Origin of the sequence: Allorhizobium pseudoryzae (genome assembly GCF_011046245.1) — a bacterium.
GTDB classification, from domain to species: domain Bacteria; phylum Pseudomonadota; class Alphaproteobacteria; order Rhizobiales; family Rhizobiaceae; genus Neorhizobium; species Neorhizobium pseudoryzae.
Genome location: NZ_CP049241.1, coordinates 294,901 through 309,202, shown reverse-complemented (window position 1 = coordinate 309,202; position 14,302 = coordinate 294,901). Strand labels below are relative to the sequence as shown.

The 14,302-nt window shown below is 62.6% G+C and carries 12 protein-coding genes; 8 read left to right on the top strand and 4 right to left on the bottom strand.

Going from position 1 to position 14,302, the window contains the following annotated elements:
* Nucleotides 1-88: 88 nt before the first annotated feature.
* Together G6N78_RS01690 and G6N78_RS01685 are read left to right on the top strand one after the other, a co-directional pair.
* Nucleotides 89-955, top strand: a complete 867-nt coding sequence (locus tag G6N78_RS01690; RefSeq protein ID WP_165215071.1) for a S49 family peptidase — start codon at nucleotides 89-91, stop codon at nucleotides 953-955.
* A 12-nt stretch (nucleotides 956-967) separates the two neighbouring features.
* Complete coding sequence (locus G6N78_RS01685; protein ID WP_165215068.1) at nucleotides 968-1,171, top strand: hypothetical protein; 204 nt, start codon at nucleotides 968-970, stop codon at nucleotides 1,169-1,171.
* Between the two features lie 125 nt (nucleotides 1,172-1,296).
* Here G6N78_RS01685 and G6N78_RS01680 read toward each other — a convergent pair whose 3' ends face one another.
* Together G6N78_RS01680 and G6N78_RS01675 are read right to left on the bottom strand one after the other, a co-directional pair.
* Nucleotides 1,297-2,016, bottom strand: a complete 720-nt coding sequence (locus G6N78_RS01680; protein ID WP_165215065.1) for a cytochrome c biogenesis CcdA family protein — start codon at nucleotides 2,014-2,016, stop codon at nucleotides 1,297-1,299.
* A gap of 3 nt (nucleotides 2,017-2,019) precedes the next feature.
* Nucleotides 2,020-2,421 carry a thioredoxin family protein gene (locus G6N78_RS01675; RefSeq protein ID WP_165215062.1) on the bottom strand — a complete coding sequence of 134 codons (402 nt, stop codon included), beginning with the start codon at nucleotides 2,419-2,421 and terminating at the stop codon, nucleotides 2,020-2,022.
* A gap of 308 nt (nucleotides 2,422-2,729) precedes the next feature.
* Here G6N78_RS01675 and G6N78_RS01670 point away from each other — a divergent pair, with 308 nt between their 5' ends.
* Together G6N78_RS01670 and G6N78_RS01665 are read left to right on the top strand one after the other, a co-directional pair.
* Nucleotides 2,730-3,992: a flagellin N-terminal helical domain-containing protein gene (locus tag G6N78_RS01670; protein WP_165215060.1), complete on the top strand. Its 1,263-nt coding sequence runs from the start codon at nucleotides 2,730-2,732 to the stop codon at nucleotides 3,990-3,992.
* A gap of 117 nt (nucleotides 3,993-4,109) precedes the next feature.
* Nucleotides 4,110-5,045 carry a glycine--tRNA ligase subunit alpha gene (locus tag G6N78_RS01665; protein ID WP_165221139.1) on the top strand — a complete coding sequence of 312 codons (936 nt, stop codon included), beginning with the start codon at nucleotides 4,110-4,112 and terminating at the stop codon, nucleotides 5,043-5,045.
* Between the two features lie 21 nt (nucleotides 5,046-5,066).
* Here the strand turns inward: G6N78_RS01665 and G6N78_RS01660 are convergent, their stop codons facing one another.
* Nucleotides 5,067-5,468: a response regulator gene (locus G6N78_RS01660; RefSeq protein ID WP_165215057.1), complete on the bottom strand. Its 402-nt coding sequence runs from the start codon at nucleotides 5,466-5,468 to the stop codon at nucleotides 5,067-5,069.
* A gap of 36 nt (nucleotides 5,469-5,504) precedes the next feature.
* Entirely contained in the window at nucleotides 5,505-7,529 is a 2,025-nt protein-coding gene (locus G6N78_RS01655) for a sensor histidine kinase (protein WP_165215055.1), read from the bottom strand.
* Nucleotides 7,530-7,731: 202 nt separating this feature from the next.
* Here G6N78_RS01655 and G6N78_RS01650 point away from each other — a divergent pair, with 202 nt between their 5' ends.
* The 4 genes from G6N78_RS01650 (at nucleotide 7,732) to glyS (ending at nucleotide 14,258) form a co-directional block, all read left to right on the top strand.
* Nucleotides 7,732-8,283 carry a LemA family protein gene (locus G6N78_RS01650; RefSeq protein WP_165215052.1) on the top strand — a complete coding sequence of 184 codons (552 nt, stop codon included), beginning with the start codon at nucleotides 7,732-7,734 and terminating at the stop codon, nucleotides 8,281-8,283.
* Between the two features lie 38 nt (nucleotides 8,284-8,321).
* Nucleotides 8,322-9,578: a 3-phosphoshikimate 1-carboxyvinyltransferase gene (locus tag G6N78_RS01645; protein WP_165215050.1), complete on the top strand. Its 1,257-nt coding sequence runs from the start codon at nucleotides 8,322-8,324 to the stop codon at nucleotides 9,576-9,578.
* Between the two features lie 4 nt (nucleotides 9,579-9,582).
* On the top strand, nucleotides 9,583-11,526 hold the full coding sequence (locus G6N78_RS01640; RefSeq protein ID WP_165215047.1) for a DUF2207 domain-containing protein: 1,944 nt from the start codon (nucleotides 9,583-9,585) through the stop codon (nucleotides 11,524-11,526).
* A gap of 161 nt (nucleotides 11,527-11,687) precedes the next feature.
* A complete protein-coding gene (gene glyS, locus G6N78_RS01635) occupies nucleotides 11,688-14,258 on the top strand; it encodes a glycine--tRNA ligase subunit beta (protein WP_165215045.1) in 2,571 nt (856 codons plus the stop codon).
* Nucleotides 14,259-14,302 lie beyond the last annotated feature (44 nt).

Here is a 14,302-nt window from a genome sequence, read left to right as displayed (position 1 = left end):
CGTATGACGCGGAATTTATGGAAACAAACCATTGCGCCGGCCATTCCGCTGCATACATCTCGGCAAACAGGTTGAACAAGGAGTGGAAATGGCTGGGTTCTGGACGCGGTGGATACCGAAACGGTTGCGCAAGGAAGGGGTCACGATCCCCGTGGTCCGTCTGCACGGGGCCATCATGTCCGGCGGCAGCCAGTTCCGGCCAGCGCTGAACCTCGCCAACGTTGCCGGTGCGCTGGAAAAGGCCTTTTCGAAGAAGGATGCGCCGGTCGTTGCCATCTCCATCAATTCGCCGGGCGGTTCGCCTGTCCAGTCGCGGCTGATCTACCAGCGCATCCGTGCACTGGCGGACGAAAAGAAGAAGCGTGTTCTGGTCTTCGTCGAGGATGTGGCAGCCTCCGGCGGCTACATGATCGCGCTCGCCGGCGACGAGATTCTCGTCGATCCTACATCCATCGTCGGTTCGATTGGCGTCGTCTCGGGCGGCTTCGGTTTTCCGGAACTCCTGAAGAAGATCGGCGTCGAGCGCCGGGTCTATACCGCCGGCGAGAACAAGGTGATCCTCGATCCGTTCCAGCCGGAAAAGGAAGGCGACATCGAGTATCTGAAGACGCTGCAGTTGGAAATCCACAAGGTCTTCATCGACATGGTGAAGCTGCGCCGCGGCGAGCGGTTGGCCGATGATGCGACGATCTTTTCCGGCCTGTTCTGGACCGGTGTGCGCGGTGTCGATCTCGGCCTGGTCGATGGTGTCGGCGAGATGCGTGAGGTGCTGAAACGCCGTTTCGGGCCGCAAACCAAGCTGGAGCTGGTTGGCGGCGGGCGCGGCCTGTTTGGCCGGCGTGTGCCGGGCGTCATTTTCGGCAGTGATCACGGGCAGGCGATGGCCGCATCCGCTGCATCGGGTCTTGCCGAGACGCTGGAAGAGCGGGCATTGTGGGGCCGTTACGGGCTCTGACGGGGATCAATCATGGCGCAGCTTCTGTTTCTCGCCCTTCTCATCGGCGGGGGATGGCTATTCTATCGCAAGTTCGTGGCCGACGCGGAAAAGCTCTCGCGCCGTCGGCGCGAGCAGGAGCGCGAACGCCAGACCGGCGCCAACGGCACGCTGATCCAGGATCCGGAAACGGGCGAATATCGTGTCCGCAAGGACGAAGACGAAGAGTGCCGATGACGCGTTTCGTTGAAGCGGATCGAACCGGCTTGCTGTAGCGCTCGCCAAGGCTCGATCGCCCACTCCAACGGCGACAACCCGCATCCGCTGTTCCGTTGATGCCTGAGACCACGCGGCCCGATATGTCAGAACCGCGTGGTGAGTGCCGTCAGCCAGGCCGGTGACATCTCGACCAGTCTCGCTTCCAGCTGCTTGTCGATGCCGGTCAGGATCAGCAGTCCGATGACGATGAGAATACCGCCGAAGACGCTCTTCAGCCACTTGCCGGCGCCCAGCATGCGATCGCGATTGCGATTGAACATGTCGCGGGACAGCGACCCCAGCACCAAAAGCGGCAGAGCGGCGCCAATGCCGAAGGCAAGCATGGTCACGACGACCTGACCGAGGTTCTCGCCACGCGCCGCCATCAGCGAGGCTGCGCCAAGTGTCGGCCCCACGCAGGGGCTCCAGACGGTGCCGAGCAGCAGCCCGACCCCGAACTGACCCTGCCAGCCGGCATCGTCGAACCCGCCGAAGCGCCGTTCGGTCCAGTTGCCGATGGGACCGGCTGCCAGCGCCACGCGCGCCTGCAGCGATGGCAGGATCATCACGGTGCCGATGAGGATCATGATGACGGCGCCTGTCGAACGGAAGACGCCGAGATCCAGCCCCAGGCCAAATCCCACCAGGGCGACGAACAGGCCGACCGCCACGAAGGAGACGGCAAGCCCGCCGGCGAGCGCCGCCGGGCCGAACCGGTGGCGGCTTGCCGCGGTCGACAGCACGATCGGCACCAGTGGCAGCACGCAGGGCGACAGGATCGACAGCATGCCGGCCAGCGTTGCGAAGGTGAGGGCAGACAGCATGGCTCACATCGCCGTCGACTGGAACAGCTTTTCGATCGACGCGGCCTTCGTATCGCCGACCGAACGCGCGGTTTCCTTCGTGCCGCGATAGCCGATCAGGGTGGACTGCATGTTGGCGCCGAGTGCCCGCACCACGTCCTTCTGCGAATCGAAATCCACCTGGAAGATCGTCAGGTCCTTGAAGTCGCCGCTCTTGGCCAGCGTGTCGATGATCGGCTTCTGGGCCTTGCAGGTCGGGCACCAGCTGGCGGTAATGTCCACCACGATCGGCTGGCCGGCCTTCTGGGCGGCAGCAAACGCTTCCTGCTGGAATGGCTTGATCTCGGCGGAAAAGGCTGAAACGGCAGATGCCAGCGACAGGGCGGCGGCGGCGATCAGGGTCAGAACGGCAGAAGAAGGTTTCATCGACATGTCTCCCGGTTTGAGCTTGCGCACAGCAAGCCATACCGCCGATACGCAAATTCGCCGAGGACCGTTACAGGCGATCACGCAAAATTTCACCGCGTGCAGTTGGGTGGAAAACGGAGCCGCGCCGTCGAGAGCTGGCAGGAGACTTGCAGGTCCTGAACGTCTACTCCGGTCTTCCTGGTCTTAATCAGTTGTAAATTTATGCAGTAAACAGAATATAAGTACAGTGATCTCCTCTTTAAGTTCGTTTTAACTGTCGCGGAATAGATTTTTTATAGTTAATAATTTCTTGTCGAGTTTCTCACATGACGTCGCTTGTCACCAATACCGCGGCAATTTCAGCCTTGTCGTCTCTGCGCGCCATCAATGCAGCGATGAGCGATACGCAGGCGCAGATCTCGAGCGGCCTGCGCGTCGAGACAGCCGCCGACAATGCCGCCTATTGGTCGATCGGCACCACCATGCGCTCCGATAACAAAGCGCTTGGGGCCGTGGTCGATGCCATGAATCTCGGCTCCGCCACCGTCGATGTCGCCTATGCGGCGATGGAATCGACGGTCGATATTCTCGACGAGATCAAGTCCAAGCTGGTGGCCGCCTCGGAGCCCGGGGTGGATCGGGGCAAGATCCAGAAGGAAATTGATCAGCTGCAGGATCAGCTGCAAAGCGTCATCGATTCCGCGAGCTTCAACGGCGAGAACTGGTTGAAGGCGAACGGCACCGGTGCGGATGTCCTGTCGACCACCATCGTCTCGGGCTTTACCCGCGATAAGGAGGGCAATGTCGCCCTGCAGGCGCTCGACGTGGATCTCGCCGATACCGTGCTGCTGAACGGTTCCGGCGGCGGCCTGCTGCAGTTCGGCGACGGATCCTTCGATGATTTCGGCGGTTTCGTCGCTGCCTACAATAGTCAAGGTTTCTTCAGTCCGGGAACCTTTACCGGGGCTTTCAAGGTCGCGGCCGGCGACAGTCTGTCCTTTGACATGAGCGGCCCGCTCATTGCCCCGATCACCGTGACCATCAACCGGACTACCGTCGATGCCGCCCTCGGAACGGCGGCAAACGGCACCATCTTCGGTGTTTCCGACATGGCCGCCGTCGTCAACCGCGCCATTGTCGATGCGGGCGGCAGTCTGGATGACGCACAGGTCTATGTCACGGGCGGCACCACATTCGTCAACGGCAGTGCGTCGGGGCAATACGACACGTTCCAGGCTGCCCAGATCACCAATTCCGGGGTCAACGAAAAGGTCTCGATCATGGACATGACGATTGCCGGCTCCAGTGGCTCGCTCCAAGGCCAGATCGGCCTGATCGAAACCATGCTGCAATCGACGACGGATGCGGCAGCCGATCTCGGTGCCATCCAGTCGCGGCTGGAGCGCCAGACGGCCTTCACCAACGACCTGATGGACTCGCTCGACAAGGGCATCGGCACGCTGGTCGATGCCGACATGAACGAGAGTTCCACGCGGTTGAAGGCCTTGCAGACCCAGCAGCAGCTGTCGATCCAGGCTCTGTCGATCGCCAACGCCTCCAGCCAGTCGCTGATGCAGCTCTTCCAGTAAACGGAGAGGAGCGGGTGCGCGAGAAAGCTTGACCCTCCGCCCCGGTCATGGCACCAGACGGCCACGAATGTGAACTGAAGTCCGGACATGCCCATGACCACGCCTCTTGCCCCGCATATGGACCCGAAGCGCTCCTTCCAGGCGCTGATCCTGACGCTGCACGCCTACTGGGCCGACAAGGGCTGCGCCGTTCTGCAGCCCTACGACATGGAAGTGGGCGCCGGTACCTTCCACCCGGCAACGACCTTGCGCGCACTCGGCCCCAAGCCCTGGAAGGCTGCTTACGTGCAGCCCTCGCGCCGCCCGTCCGATGGCCGTTATGGTGAAAACCCCAACCGCCTGCAGCATTATTACCAGTATCAGGTGATCCTGAAGCCGAACCCGTCCAACCTGCAGGAGCTTTATCTCGGCTCGCTGGCGGCGATCGGTCTTGACCCGCTGCTGCATGACATCCGTTTTGTCGAGGACGACTGGGAAAGCCCGACGCTCGGCGCCTGGGGCCTTGGCTGGGAATGCTGGTGCGACGGCATGGAAGTCTCGCAGTTCACGTATTTCCAGCAGGTCTGCGGCATCGAGTGCTCGCCGGTCGCCGGTGAACTGACCTATGGCCTGGAGCGTCTGGCCATGTATGTGCAGGGCGTCGACAATGTCTACGACCTCAACTTCAACGGCCGCGAGGGCGAGGAAAAGATCTCCTACGGCGATGTCTTCTTGCAGGCAGAGCAGGAATATTCGCGCCACAACTTTGAATTCGCCAATACCGAGATGCTGCACCGGCATTTCATCGATGCGGAGAAGGAGTGCCAGGCGCTTCTCGCCGCCGGTGCGCCCGGTGACAATGCCAATCAGCGCCTGCACAAGTGCGTCTTCCCGGCCTATGACCAGTGCATCAAGGCTTCCCACGTCTTCAACCTGCTCGATGCCCGCGGCGTGATCTCCGTCACCGAACGCCAGAGCTATATCCTGCGCGTCCGCACGCTGGCCAAAGCCTGCGGCGAGGCCTTCCTGCTGACCGATGCCGGCGGCATCAACCTCGCCACTGCGGCGGCCTGATCGATCCTTGGCGGGACAGTCTTAGAACTCCAGCCCCGCCGCCACCCGGTTTTCGATCCGCACGACGAGCCCGTTGATCTTGGCCATCAGCACGTCAAAATCGATCGGCTTGGTGAGATAGCTTTCGGCGCCGGCGCCCAGCCCCTCGATCATCTTTTCCTTGTCCGACAGGGCGGTCAGGAACACGAAGGGCATGTTGGCGAGCTGCGGATGGTTGATCTGCAATTCGCCGAGCATGGCGATCCCGTCCATCTCCGGCATGGTGATGTCGGAGATCACGATATCCGGCCGCTGGGTCAGGATCACGTCCAGCCCCTCCTTGCCGTTTTCGGCCTGGATGACCCGAAGGCCCGCATCCTGAAGCTCTTCGACGATCAGTTCGCGGACATCTCTTTCGTCTTCGACGCATAGAACCGTGATCATATCCTGCTCCTCCTGTTGACTTCGAAACTCTGGTCCTCACGCGGCGGTTGCCGCGTCCGGCTCGTCCACTATGGCTGGAATGTCCTCCCGCGCCGGGCCACGCACCGGCAGGCGAAAGATGAAGGTGCTGCCCTTGCCGCGCTGGCTTTCCACCTTGATCTCGCCGCCATGCAGGGAGACCACCTGTTTGACCAGCGACAGGCCAATGCCGGTGCCGGCAATGCCGGTCGATGTCCGGGCGCGGAAATATGTCTGGAACATCTTCGGAATGTCGTCCGCATCGATGCCGACGCCTTCGTCGCGGACGGAGACGACCGCACAGCCATCTTCTTCCCAGCCGCGGATGAGGATGTCCGGCGCACGGGGCGCGTATTTCACCGCATTGGACAAAAGATTGGTGATGACCTGGGACACTGCTAGCGCATCGCAGCGCACCACCGGCGGAAGATCCGTCATGTCGCACTCGAACCGATGGCTCTGCGAAAAGATCTTCTGCCGCGTGATCGCCTGGTCGATCAGCTTGCGAAGCGAGCAGGAGGAGAGCGCCAGTTCCACCTTGCCGGTATCGATGCGGCCGGCGGACAGGAAGCTCTCCATCAGTTCCACCATGCGGGCAACGGCCGCGCGGATCTGGTGCGTCTTGTCGGCCAGGAATTCCGGCTCGATCCCGCCGCGCTTGCGGATGAGGCGCTGGGCGGCGCCATCGATGATCGCAAGCGGCGTGCGGAACTCGTGGCTGGTCATGGCGACGAACTGCCGCTGCATGGCATTGATGTTCTTTTCCTGCTTCAGCGCCTCTTCCAGCGCTGCCGCCTGTGCCTCGATCTCGGCGGTGCGCTGGCGCACCGTTTCCTCCAGTTCGTCGCGGTTGCGGATGAGTTCCTTCTCCGCCCGCTTGCGCAGCGTGATGTCGGTATAACTCAGCACGTAGCCGCCCTGGGACAGCGGTTCGGAACGCACCGCCAGCACCTTGCCGCTCGCCCGTTCGCGCTCGAAACTGTAGGGCAGGCCAAGTTCGGCCTGTTCGACCCGCTCGCGGATCATCGTATCGAGGTCGCCATCGCCCCATTCGCCCCGCTCGGCATTGTAGCGCAGAATGTCTTCGAAACGGGAGCCGGGCGGAAACCGCTCGGGCGGAATGTTCATCAGATCATAGAGCCTGCGGTTTGCCATCAGCAGCCGGGAGCGGTTGTCGAAGACGCCGATGCCGCCGGGGATCGCGTCGAATACCTGTTCCAGCAGGCCGAAGGCCTTGCGCTGGTCGGCAGTGGCCACCGCCACCTCGGCAAACAGATCGGTTTCCTCGCCGCGGATGCGCCAGACATGCACCTTGACGGGATAGACGGTGCCGTTGCGCCGGCGCTGGCAGGCATCGAACGTGACGCTGGGGCAGCGGCCACTCATCAGCGGCTTCAGCCGGTCGCGGTAATCGGCTTCGCTGATATCCACCTTCAGCCCGACGGTCGTCATGGCGGAGAGCGCCTGCTGGGTGTGGCCGGTGCGAATGCTCGCGGTGGCATTCGAGCGGATGATGCCGAGGCTGCGCGGATCGAAGATGTAGATTTCGTCGGTCGACAGCTCCACCACGTTCAGAAGGCTTCCGCCCTGACCGCTGCGGTTGACGATGATGCGTGCAATCTCCTGGCAGAGGACATGCAGAGCGGCGATCTTCTCCGCGCTCAGCCGCTTTGCCGTGCGGCCGAACAGGAGAACCGCGCCTGTCGCCGGCTGGTCATCATCGGTGCACAGCGGAATGGCGTAGAGGCTGGTACGCCCGAACCCGTCCGGGAAGCTGCCGGCAACGTCGGAGGGGTCGATCATCCGGGGCAGGGTCACGTCCTCGCTCTGCCGGTGATGCAGGAGCTTGTGGCCATCGGTGCTGCAATCCGCAACATAGATTGCGGCATTGCGCCCGAGGTCCAGTTCCGTGATGCCGACCACGATATCGAGCACCTCGTCGAGAATGCAGCTGAGGCGCCGGTTGGATGTCGCGGCCCGCAAGATGTCCCGGCAGGCCGTCAGTGCCCAGGGAGGCAGGGTGGACCAGGTCATCTTTCGCATTGCCACGCCTCCACGTTGAAGGATCACGAGGAGTACAATACCGCCAAGATTTTAATCCCCGTTTCATGCGCGCACAGGTATTTGACAGCCGCCGTTAACCCATTTGCAATGCGCGGATCCCACTTTTTGCAGCCGGGGGCCATGACAGGCATCGCGGGAATGGCTAGGTTCCGCCTCACGATCATTCTGGGGGAGCGCTCTGATGGAAATCGCACTCGTCGCACTTGCGGCCGTCGCACTGTATGTCGTCTTTATCTATAACGGGCTGGTGAAGTCGCGGAACATGGCGGAGGAAGCCTGGTCCGGCATCGACGTGCAGCTGAAGCGCCGCGCCGATCTCATTCCCAACCTGATCGAGACCGTGAAAGGCTATGCCGGTCACGAGAAGTCGACGCTGGAGGAGGTCGTGGCGCTGCGCAACAAGGCGCAGGCCGTGCCAAGCGGCGATGTGGCGGGTCGCGCCGCCGCCGAAGGCCTGCTCGGCCAGGCGCTTGGCCGCGTCGTGGCGCTCGCCGAAGCCTATCCGGATCTGAAGGCCAACGAGAACTTCCTCGAACTGCAGCGCTCGCTGGAAACCGTCGAGGGTGAAATCCAGATGTCACGCCGGTATTATAACGGTGCGGCGCGCGACCTGAACGTCAAGGTCGAAAGCTTTCCCTCCAATCTGGTGGCCGGCCAGTTCGGTTTCGCCAAGAAGCCCTATTTCGAGATTGCCAACGAGGCGGACCGTGCGGTACCGACCGTCAAGTTCTGACATTTTCTGCGCCATACGAGGCGCCAGCCGAGACCGACATGACGACTGACAGACTGACCATCCGCCCGACCAAAACCCCTCTCGTCGGCCGGGTGAGCCCTCCGGGGTCGAAATCCATCACCAACCGGGCGCTTCTGCTGGCGGGCCTTGCCAGGGGAACGAGCCGTCTCACCGGCGCGCTGAAAAGCGATGACACCCGCTATATGGCCGAAGCCTTGCGGGCTATGGGCGTGACGGTGGAAGAGCCGGATGCGACCACCTTCGTCGTCACCGGCACCGGTGAGCTGAAAGCGCCGGATCAGCCGCTGTTTCTCGGCAATGCCGGCACCGCCACGCGGTTTCTGACGGCGGCGGTGGCACTCGGCCACGGACGTTTTGTGGTCGATGGCGACCAGCACATGCGCAAGCGTCCGATCCAGCCGCTCGTCGATGCGCTGCAGTCGCTCGGCGTTGCCATTGCCGCCCCGTCCGGTTGCCCGCCGGTTGCGATCGATGCCAACGGAACGTTCAAGAAAAACCGCGTGGTGATCGATGCCGGTCTCTCCAGCCAGTATGTGTCGGCTCTCCTGATGGCGGCGGCTTGCGCCTCCGAACCCTTCGAGATCGAGCTGGCCGGTGCCGAGATCGGCGCGCGCGGCTATATCGATCTGACGCTTGCCGCCATGAGGGCCTTCGGCGCGACCGTGGATCAGCCGTCGCCCGCCGTCTGGCGCATCGAGCCGACCGGCTACACCGCGACCGGTTTCCACATCGAGCCAGATGCGTCTGCCGCCACCTATCTCTGGGGCGCGGAAGTGCTGACCGGCGGGCAGATCGATATCGGCACGAAGGCTTCCACCTTCACCCAGCCGGATGCAAAAGCCTATGAGGTGATTGCCGCCTTCCCGCATATGCCGGCGGTGATCGACGGCAGCCAGATGCAGGATGCCATCCCGACGATTGCGGTGCTCGCCGCCTTCAACGAAACGCCGGTGCGCTTCGTCGGCATCGCCAATCTGCGCGTCAAGGAATGCGACCGCATCCGGGCGCTCTCGACCGGCCTCAACAACATCCGCGAAGGTCTCGCGACGGAGGAGGGGGACGACCTGCTCGTCGCATCCGATCCGGCGCTTGCCGGCCAGCATCTGCCGGCAGACATCGACAGCTTTGCCGATCACCGCATCGCCATGAGCTTTGCGCTCGCCGGCCTGAAGATCGACGGCATCACCATTCTCGATCCCGATTGCGTCGGCAAAACCTATCCGGACTACTGGAATGCCATGGCCTCGCTCGGTGTCGGCATCGACAGGGGATAAGCAAATGACGGCAGGCTTTTGGCGCGCAGCACGTCTGGTTCTGGCCGTTCTCCTGCCGGTGCTCTTCGCGTCGGGAGCGGCCCGTGCTGCCGAAGTGATCGACAGCTACCGTTCCGAGATCGACATTGCCGCCGATGGCGCGGTGACCGTCACGGAAATCATCACGGTGAATGCCGAAGGCCGCGAAATTCGCCGCGGCATTTTCCGCGATTTCCCCCTCTACATGCTGGATGCGAACGGGCGCCGGCAGAAGGTCGGTTTCGAGATCCTCTCCGTTGCCCGCGATGGCTCCGATGAAGACTGGCATACGGAGACGATCTCCGGCGGCATCCGCATTTATATGGGATCGTCGGAGACCCTGCTGGACCCCGGCCGCCACACCTATGAACTGACCTATCGCACCGACCGCCAGATCCGCTATTTTGACGATCACGACGAGTTCTACTGGAACGTCACCGGCAATGGCTGGCTGTTTCCGATCAACCGGGCCTCTGCCGTGGTGAGCCTTCCGGGCAGCGTGACGGCGACGGCAACCACCTTCTTCACCGGCGCGGAAGGCTCGACCGCGAAGAACGCCCGCGCCACCGGCAGCCGTTCGGCCCCGGCTTTCGAGACCACCCGCCCGCTGCGACCGCAGGAAGGGCTGACGATCGCGATCTCGATGCCGAAAGGCTCGATTGCGCCGCCCTCCGCCGATCAGCAGCGCGACTGGTTCCTGCGCGACAATATCAATCTGATCATCGGCGGCGGCGGGCTGCTGCTCGTCATTCTCTATTATGTCTGGTTCTGGCGCCGCGTGGGCCGCGATCCGGATGGCGGCGTGGTGGTGCCGCGCTGGGATGCGCCGGAGGGCCTTTCCCCGGCGCTCGTCAACTACGTGCACAACAAGGGATTTTCGGGTGCCGGCTGGGAAGCGCTCTCGGCCAGCTTCATCGATCTTGCGGTGAAGGGCTATGTGACGCTGGACGATCTGGAAAACCGCATCGTCGTGCGCCGCACCGACAAACGGCTGTCGGACAAGCTGCCGAGCGGCCAGGCGGCGCTGATGCGCGAACTGGGAACGCCCGGCGACGACCTCGTGATCGACCGGGACAACGGCGAAAAAGTTCAGAAGGTGGCCGGCAATTTCCGCTCCGCCATCGAGAAGGAACATCGCGGCAAATATTACAAGAGCAATCTCGGCTATACGATCGGCGGTGCTGTCTTAAGCCTCCTGGTGCTCGGTGCCCTGATCGGTTTCGGCGATGTCCACCCGGACAGCGTGGTGGCACTCATCGTCCCGGCCGTGGGCGGCGTGATCTGGGGGCGTGCGGCGGTGAGTGCCGCACGCGCCTTCCTGCGCCGCCGCACGCTCGTCAAACGCATCCTCGCGGCAATCGGCTTTTCCATCGTCGGCTTCATCCTGTTTTGCGTCCTCGGCTTTTTCGTCATCAGCATCATCGACAGCATCGATACCGGCGAATGGCCGGTCTTTGCGGCGGTCGGAGGGCTGGCGCTCGTCAATGTCGTCTTCTTCGTGCTGATGGGAGCGCCCACCCCGCTCGGCGCCAAGCTGATGGCCGGCATCGAAGGGCTGAAGACCTATCTGACGCTGGCCGAACGCGACCGGCTGAACATGGCCGGCGCGCCGAAAATGTCGCCGCAGCATTTCGAGACGCTGCTCCCCTATGCGGTGGCGCTCGGCGTCGAGCGGCCCTGGAGCGATACCTTCGAGACCTGGTTGGCAACCGCCGCGGCGGGGGCTGCGGCGGCCGCCTATCAGCCGGCCTGGTACCACGGCGGGTCTTTCTCCGATTTCGGCACCAGCATCGGCGGCTTTTCCTCCTCCATGGCGTCCACTATCGCTTCCACCATCCCGGAACCGAAATCCTCGTCTTCTTCCGGCTTCTCCTCCAGCGGCGGCTTCTCCGGCGGCGGCGGCGGCGGGGGCGGCGGGGGAGGGTGGTAGATTTTCTTCGTTCGCTGCACGTCGAGCCACAGGGGCAAGCGTGCTCCATGGCCACCCTGCCTTCACGGACCTTCATTTTACCCCACTCGGCAGATGACTTTTGGTGCATGCCTTGCTAAGTCCGGCGCAAAGCCCAGAACCCCAAGACAAAGCCGAGTACCATGCCCGATTTACTGCTCGAACTCCGCTCCGAGGAAATTCCTGCCCGCATGCAGCGCAAGGCGGCCGGCGACCTGAAGAAGCTCGTCACCGATGCGCTGGTCGAGGCGGGCCTGACCTATGAGGGTGCGCGCGAATACTGGACGCCGCGCCGCCTGACGCTGGATATCCGTGGCCTCACCGCCCGCTCGGCCGATCAGCGCGAGGAGATCAAGGGTCCCTCCACCAAGGCGCCGGAACAGGCCGTGCAGGGTTTTCTGCGCAAGGCGGGCCTCTCCTCGGTCTCGGAAGCGCAGGTCGTGTCCGATCCGAAGAAGGGCGATTTTTATGTGGCGGTCGTCTCGAAACCGGGTCGCGCGGCGGAAGAGATCATTGCCGACGTGATGCCGGGCATCATCCGCACCTTCCCCTGGCCGAAATCGATGCGCTCCGGTGCCGCCTCCATGCCGAAGGGCATGGCTTACGGTGGCATCGAGGGCAAGGGCTCGGAAAGCCTGCGCTGGGTGCGCCCGCTGCAGTCGATCGTCTGCCTATTCGGCCCCGAGCACGAGGAGACCCAGGTCATCCCCTTCACGGTGGATGGCATTGTGGCGTCGAACGTCACCTACGGCCACCGTTTCCATGCACCGGGCGCGATCACTGTCCGCCGCTTCGATGATTACGTCGCAAGCCTCGAAAAGGCGAAGGTGATGCTGGATGCCGAGCGTCGCAAGGACGTGATCCTGCACGATGCGCGCGATCTCGCCTTCGCCAACGGCCTCGACCTTGTGGAAGACGAGGGCCTGCTGGAAGAGGTCTCCGGCCTCGTGGAATGGCCGCATGTGCTGATGGGCACGTTCGAGGACGAATATCTGGCCATCCCGGCGGAAATCATCCGGCTGACCATCAAGACGAACCAGAAGTGTTTCGTCACCCGCCCGCAGGGCGAGAGCGACAGCCTCTCCAACCGCTTCATCCTCGTCTCGAATATCGAGGCAAAGGATGGCGGCAAGGAGATCATGCACGGCAATGGCAAGGTCGTGCGGGCGCGTCTCTCGGATGCCAAGCATTTCTTTACCCGCGACCAGGGCAACCTGCCGGATCTCGAGACGCTGAAGGCCTCGGCGGAGAAATTCGGCCTCGATCTCGCAAAGCCTCTCGACCAGCGCATGGCGAAGCTCGACCAGCTGAACGTCACCTTCCACGCCAAGCTCGGCACGCAGGGTGAGCGGGTGGAACGCATCCGGGCACTGGCGAAGCAGATTGCGCCGGTTGTCGGTGCGGACGAGGCCCTCGTTGACCGCGCCGTGGTGCTGGCCAAGGCGGATCTGCGCACGGAAGCTGTCGGTGAGTTCCCGGAACTGCAGGGCCTGATGGGCCGCAAATATGCGGTCCTGCAGGGCGAAAACCCGTCCGTTGCCGCCGCGATCGAGGACCATTACAAGCCGCAGGGCCCCTCCGACCGTGTGCCGGACGACAAGGTAGCGATCACCGTGGCGCTGGCGGACAAGCTGGATACGCTCGTGGGTTTCTGGGCGATCGAAGAAAAGCCGACCGGTTCTAAGGACCCCTATGCCCTGCGCCGCGCGGCGCTCGGTGTGGTGCGTGTTGTGCTGGAGCGGAAGGTACGGTTGTCGCTGCTTGAGTTGTTCTGGTTCCAACTCTGCGCTGCGCTGTATTATTCGTTCACACCGGACAGCCGGTATTTCCACGGTTTTGAGACCTTGGCTTATACATATGATCCTGCAAATGAAGAGAAGCCGGCTCTTGATTGGAGCAAAGAGCCCTATAGAACCCTACTTAACGGGGATGGATTCATCGATCAAAGCGAAGGTTTTCTGGGCGCCTACCAGATCGGAAGTCCAGACTTATTTGGTGACGAAGATGCTGATGAATACAAAACTCGCGCAGATGCTTATGAAGCCCTGACGCAAAGACTAAAGCAATTGGATAACCTCTCAGTCCATATGGCTTTTGAAAATCTCGAAGATCCTCAAGCTCTTCAGGGGCTTGATGCGTACGCAGCGGCAGCTGCTAAGATTACTTGGCTTGTCAAAGCTTTAAATCAAATTCGATTCGATCTCTTGTCCTTCTTCCACGACCGCCTGAAAGTCTATCTGCGCGACATGGGCGCCCGCCACGACATCATCGATGCGGTACTGACGCCCGACGCCGATGACCTGCTGCTGATTGCGCGGCGTGCCGAAGCGCTCACCGCCTTCATCTCCTCGGAAGACGGCAAGAACCTGCTGGCCGGCACCAAGCGTGCCACGCAGCTGCTTGCTGCCGAAGAAAAGAAGGGCACGGTGGTGGCCGATGGCGTGTCGGAAGATTTGCTGACGCTCGACGCCGAAAAGGCACTCTATGCCGCGATCAAGGCCGCAACTTCCGAGGCCGCCGCCGCGGTCGCCACGGAAGATTTCCGCTCCGCCATGGAAGCGTTGTCGAAGCTGCGCGCCCCCGTCGATGCCTTCTTCGAAGCCGTTCTCGTCAATGACGAGGATCTGGCCATCCGCGCCAACCGCCTGGCGCTCTTGAAGGCAATCCGCGAAGCGACCGGCACGGTCGCGGATTTCTCCAAGATCTCTGGCTGATCCTTCCAGACCCCGCTCCGGCGGGGTCTTTCCTATCCACTTCC